General features: G+C 41.7%; 4 protein-coding genes and 1 pseudogene. 3 read left to right on the top strand and 2 right to left on the bottom strand.

Features of this window, described 5'->3' with window-relative positions:
• Positions 1 to 110: 110 nt before the first annotated feature.
• Both WFH18_RS16570 and WFH18_RS16565 read right to left on the bottom strand, forming a co-directional pair.
• Positions 111 to 800: pseudogene (locus WFH18_RS16570) on the bottom strand (IS982-like element ISAba825 family transposase); the annotation flags it as partial.
• Positions 801 to 1019: 219 nt separating this feature from the next.
• Entirely contained in the window at positions 1020 to 1514 is a 495-nt protein-coding gene (locus WFH18_RS16565; RefSeq protein ID WP_005263072.1) for a hypothetical protein, read from the bottom strand.
• 254 nt (positions 1515 to 1768) lie between these two features.
• Here WFH18_RS16565 and mnmG point away from each other — a divergent pair, with 254 nt between their 5' ends.
• From mnmG to WFH18_RS16550, 3 genes are all read left to right on the top strand, one after another.
• Positions 1769 to 3649, top strand: a complete 1881-nt coding sequence (gene mnmG / locus WFH18_RS16560; RefSeq protein WP_004279892.1) for a tRNA uridine-5-carboxymethylaminomethyl(34) synthesis enzyme MnmG — start codon at positions 1769 to 1771, stop codon at positions 3647 to 3649.
• Positions 3650 to 3963: 314 nt separating this feature from the next.
• The gene (mhpT, locus tag WFH18_RS16555; RefSeq protein WP_005263070.1) at positions 3964 to 5169 is read left to right on the top strand and encodes a 3-(3-hydroxy-phenyl)propionate transporter MhpT; all 1206 of its coding nucleotides are present in this window, start codon (positions 3964 to 3966) and stop codon (positions 5167 to 5169) included.
• A 139-nt stretch (positions 5170 to 5308) separates the two neighbouring features.
• Positions 5309 to 5755 (top strand): DUF4372 domain-containing protein (locus tag WFH18_RS16550; RefSeq protein ID WP_336755300.1); only part of this gene is annotated, 447 nt, incomplete at its 3' end.

The raw sequence follows: 5755 nt of genomic DNA, 5'->3' as shown, positions 1-5755 counted from the left end.
TGGATGTCTGGTGATTTGTAGTCATAAATTTTAGTCCCCACTTGTTTTTAAGTGGGGACTAAATTAAGGCTTATAGGACGAATTCATAAGGTGTGTTCAGCGGACGCTTACCTCATAAGCAACCTCATTGATTCTTGAGATCTAGAGTCCGGCATATTCTTTCTTAAAGGAGTTTGTAGATCAACATACTGAAATTTATAGTATTCTTTCAAGCTGGGTCTTAAGTAACCTTTATCTGCACCTAGTAACCCATGAATATTTTCTGTGATTTCTGGTGCAACATCACGCTCATCTACATTTGCTGGAGCGAAAGTATAGCCAGTAATCATACCCTCCAAATTAATTACAAGATGCCCTTTAAAACCATAGTATTTCTCTTGTTGTGCAGCACAATAACTAAAACCTGCATGTTCTTTGAAATTCTTGTGTCTTTTTGCTCGACTATAACGACAAACAGGTATAGGAAATCCATCAATAAAATGAATATGATCCTGACCATAATGTGCAGTTAATTGGGCTGTGATTTTTTGATGAACTTGCCATAAGTTTGCACAATGCTTACAAAAGTTAGGATATGAACCTAAATGAGGGAACCAACTTAAGTAATTGTTTTTAAAAAACATCCATATGCTTTTATCCGTATCCATTTTGAGACACTCACCAACAATTTGCATTGTGATAATTTCAATATCGGTTAAAGCAGGTGGAAAACCACGTTTTCTTAATGGTTCAGAGACTATAGTTGGGTAAATTTCCTCTATGATTAAATAGACAATGATGATAAATTCTTCAGTGGACATAACTGTAATTTTATTTTCATAGACGGATTTAAAATGAGGTTATGTCCTTTTTATTTCAATGACTTAAAAAGTTGAGATTGGCGTTTTTTATTATACATTTATAGATATATTTCGAGTTTAGCCTAGATGAATAAATAAGCAATAAAAAACGGGCAAAATGCAGTCACTTTGCCCGTCAAAGCTTTTACTTGAAATCTAAACTATTTAGATATATATCGGCTACATACCTGGCTGGCCTTGCATTGGTGAGTCAGGCTGTGCTGGCTGGTTCATCTGATGCTGCATTGGTTGATTTTGCATCGGTGGCTGCATAGGCTGACTTTGCATTTGCGGCTGCATTGGTTGGCTTTGCATCTGAGATTGTCCCTGAGGGCGTGGTGGCATAAAGCCTAATGCGCATTTACCTTTGACTTCGGTACCATTAATGGTGGCAGTGGTTGCACCACTGTTGCCGCTACAAGTACTCATGAGTTCGGCTTCATCGCCTTTGATTGAAGCGTTTTTGGATGAAGCGAAAAACTGCTGTTCACAGGTACCATTCCAGATAATGCCGCGATGGGCAAAACTGACTTGTGCACCTTGGGATTTGCCTTTACAAACCTGTTGGTACTTTTGTGCATTATAAATGGTTTCGACCTTATCATTCGCTGATGCAGCAAACGGCGCAAAACATAAACCACATAGAACGGTTGAGAGGAAAATATTCTTATTCATCTTTTATACCTTTGTTTGTAATGTAACCAACATATAGATTAAAAAATGCGCGAGATTAAACAATGCAAATCGAGTAAATTTCTCAGCTTATATGTTTAATTTATATAGTCCCTCTGCAAAGTTAAATTACAGTGCTTTAATGTTGTGCGAGTTAAGTGCGATTTATCTGAGGATAAATTCTACTGAATTTGTCTACTTTAGAGTGAAATTTGCTATAATGCTCAGCTATCCTTTTTTATCTCTCAATTACCACTATGCATTATCCTAAAGTATACGATGTTATTGTTATCGGTGGCGGTCACGCCGGTACGGAAGCGGCTCTGGCTGCAGCGCGTATGGGTCGACAGACTTTACTCTTAACTCATAACATTGAGACTTTAGGGCAGATGAGCTGTAACCCGGCCATCGGTGGTATTGGTAAATCGCATTTGGTGCGTGAAATTGATGCTTTGGGCGGTGCGATGGCACTGGCTGCCGATAAAGGCGGTATTCAATTCCGTATTTTGAACTCGCGTAAAGGTGCTGCAGTACGTGCAACACGTGCGCAGGCGGACCGTGTACGTTATAAAGCGGCTATTCGCGAAACATTAGAAAACCAAGCAAACCTTGATATTTTTCAGCAAGCCGCAGATGACCTGATTGTTGAAGGCGATACCGTTAAAGGTGTGGTTACCCAAATGGGTATCCGTTTTGATGCGAAAACTGTGGTGCTGACAGCAGGTACATTCTTAGGTGGTGTCATCCACGTTGGTCTGGAGAAATCTAGCGGTGGTCGTGCTGGTGATCCGCCATCTATTTCACTTGCACATCGTTTGCGTGAATTAAACTTGCCAGTAGGTCGTTTAAAAACAGGTACACCACCACGTATTGACGCGCGTTCAGTGGATTTCTCTGTGATGACACCACAGCCGGGTGATTTCCCATCTCCGACCATGTCATTCATGGGGGATGTGTCTATGCATCCTGAGCAGGTAAATTGCTATATCACGCATACCAATGAACGCACGCATGAAATCATTCGTGGCGGTTTAGACCGTTCACCGATGTACACGGGTGTGATCGAAGGTGTTGGACCACGTTATTGCCCATCGATTGAAGATAAGATTCACCGTTTTGCCGATAAAGATTCTCACCAAGTCTTCTTGGAGCCCGAAGGCTTGGATACACATGAGCTTTATCCAAATGGTATTTCGACTTCTTTACCGTTCGACGTTCAGTTTGAACTGGTTCGCTCGATCCGTGGTATGGAAAATGCGCACATTCTTCGTCCGGGCTATGCCATTGAATACGATTATTTCAACCCACAAGCGTTGAAATTTACCCTTGAAACCAAAGCAATTAATAACTTGTATTTCGCCGGTCAAATCAACGGCACAACCGGTTATGAAGAAGCGGGTGCGCAAGGTTTGCTTGCAGGCTTGAACGCTGCACGCCGTGCTTGGGATCAGGAGCAATGGACGCCAAAACGTGATGAAGCATACATGGGTGTTCTGGTTGATGACCTGATCACATTAGGTACCAAAGAACCATACCGTATGTTCACCTCACGTGCCGAATACCGTTTGATGCTGCGTGAAGATAACGCAGATCAGCGTTTAACAGCCATTGGTCGTGAAATGGGTCTGGTGGATGACGCGCGTTGGGCAGTGTACTGTGAGAAAATGGAAGCAGTGGAAAAAGAAACAGGCCGTTTGCAACACTTGTGGGCCGCACCAAATAACCCAATGGGTAAGAAATTCGTTGAGATGACCGGTGCAGACCTGTCTAAAGAATGTTCGGCGATTGATTTGTTGAAACGTCCAAACATTTCATTTGCTCAAATTGCAGAGTTAACCAATTCTGAAGTATCACCATTTGTCGGTGAGCAAATTGAAATTGCAGTGAAATATGCGGGTTATATTAATCGTCAGCATGAAGACGTCGCACAAATGAAACGTCTTGAAGAAACCCGTATTCCTGCGGATTTCGATTATGACATCGTGTCAGGTCTGTCCCGTGAAATTACCCTGAAACTGAAAGATGTTCGTCCTGAAACATTGGCGCAAGCCAGTCGTATTCCAGGTGTAACCCCTGCAGCAGTTCAACTGGTGATGATTACAATTCGTAAGAATGCACAAGCAAAGAAATCTGCTTAAGATTTTGCGCTAAAAAAGCCCGCATTAAGCGGGCTTTTTATCGGCTTGTAGTTTTGTATAAGTTTTGACTATCGTTGAATTAAAAATAACTACAATTAAATTAAGTATTTGATAAATATATATAATAAATATTATTAAGATGTGTTAAGTCTATAAATACAATCTTTTAGGTCTAATTTGGAGGGTATTTACACATGTTGATGTGCTTAAACCCGACTATTGTCGTGCTATTTCTCTATCAAGATTAGGTTAAGAATAATGCAACGGATCGTCACACTATCAAACGGTTTGTGAATTATTGATGGAGATCAGTCATGGCGCAGCCATATAGCGGAAAAGCCCAAAAAATATTAACCATATTCTTATGTTTTTGGGTCGCATTTTTTGAAGGTTTTGACTTTCAAGCTCCCGGGATTGCAGCGAAAGGAATTGCGGCAAGCTTTAGTTTAGATCAAATCCAAATGGGCTATGTATTTAGTCTGGGTGTCTTTGGAATGCTGTTTGGTGCATTCTTTGGCGGACGTATTGCAGATTATCTAGGACAAAAGAAAGTCCTGATGCTTTCTGTGACTATTTTTGGTCTGTTCATGTCGCTGACTGCAATTGCGCCCAGCATCGAAGTTTTATATGCAGCGCGTTTCTTTACTGGTCTGGGTTTAGGTGCGGCAATGCCAACCATGATTTCAGTCGTCGGTGATGAAGCAACCGAAGCCAACCGTGGCAAGCTAAATAGTCTGATGTATTGTGGTTTACCGGTAGGGGCGATCTTTGTTGCCGGTCTGGCCATGCTGCTTCCAGAGATTCAATGGCAAACCTTATTCCTGATTGGGGGATTAACACCTTTAGCACTGATTCCATTAATGGCGTTTATTCTTAAAGATAAGCCTAAAGTGAATGCGGAAGTACCGGTTTCTGGCGAAGCTGTGCCGGGAATGGCTGAGGTGTTGTTCAAGCAGCGACAGTATAAAAATACAGTGCCTCTTTGGGTTGGCTTCTTTTTTACCTTGATGATCAATTATATTTTGATTAGCTGGTTGCCAAATTTACTTATGGAACAAGGTTTGCAGAAACAGCAGGCATTTTTGGTGATGTTGGTGTTCCAGGTGGGCGCTGTCATTGGAACCCTGAGCCTAGGTTATTTACTGGATCGTTTAAAGCTTTGGCAAATGGCGACCATCATTTATAGTGGCTTGTTTGTTGCCTTGGTATTGTTATTCACCACAACTTCTATTCCGTTATTAATTTTGGCGGGAGTCATGGGTGGCATTTTCTCTACGGGTGGTCAATTTATTCTATATGGGATCTCACCGATTTTTTACTCAGGCGCAGGCAAAGTGACAGGCGTGGGCAGTGCGATCTCTTTAGGGCGTTTAGGGGCGATGACTGGACCATTATTAACTGGAAAAATTCTGGCATTAGGTTTGGGCACCACAGGTATTCTTGTGGCAAGTTTACCAGCAGTGGTCGTATCGGCAGTAGCCGTCACCGCACTATCACGTTATAAGGCTGCTCATAAGTAATTAATCATTGAGATCTATCAATACAAAAAGGGAATCTGAAGATCACTGCTGTCCCATAGTTTGATTTAAATAAAAAACCTGAGTCCAAATCGTTAAAATATGAGTGCAAACAAACACTTTAACGACCAGGATTCAGGTTTTGTCACATCAGAATACCGTATTTCATCAGCTTATTAAACCCGTCGTGCGACAGGATTTTGAGCAACTTGCTAAAGTACACCATGTTGGACAGAAATTTAGAGCGGCTTCAAGATGGGATCAGTTTATTGCCATCTTGATGTCTCAACTTTCCTGCAGGCAAAGTCTGAGAGATATTCAATCCAATCTGGAGTGCCAACAGGACAAACTGAGTCATTTCGGAGCAAAGTCTATTCCCCGAAGTACACTGGCACGAATCAATGAGCAGCAGCCTGCTGCCTTGTATCAACAGCTCTTTTACAAGTTGCTTAAATACTATGAACACTCAAAAGTAGCCCATAAATTTCGCTTTAAGAATCCATTATATTCCCTGGATGCCAGTCATATTGACCTGTCGCTTTCCTTATGTGAATGGGCCAAAGTTCACGACTCAAAAGCCAGCATGAAA

The sequence above is a fragment of the Acinetobacter sp. USHLN143 genome, from assembly GCF_037145695.1.
Lineage (GTDB): Bacteria > Pseudomonadota > Gammaproteobacteria > Pseudomonadales > Moraxellaceae > Acinetobacter > Acinetobacter fasciculus.
This window is presented reverse-complemented; position numbering and strand designations above follow the sequence as displayed.

What these genes read in the sequence shown, in the direction of transcription:
- WFH18_RS16565 (WP_005263072.1), bottom strand. Translation starts at nt 1,514, where the DNA reads ATGAATAAGAATATTTTCCTCTCAACCGTTCTATGTGGTTTATGTTTT.
- mnmG (WP_004279892.1), top strand. Translation starts at nt 1,769, where the DNA reads ATGCATTATCCTAAAGTATACGATGTTATTGTTATCGGTGGCGGTCAC.
- mhpT (WP_005263070.1), top strand. Translation starts at nt 3,964, where the DNA reads ATGGCGCAGCCATATAGCGGAAAAGCCCAAAAAATATTAACCATATTC.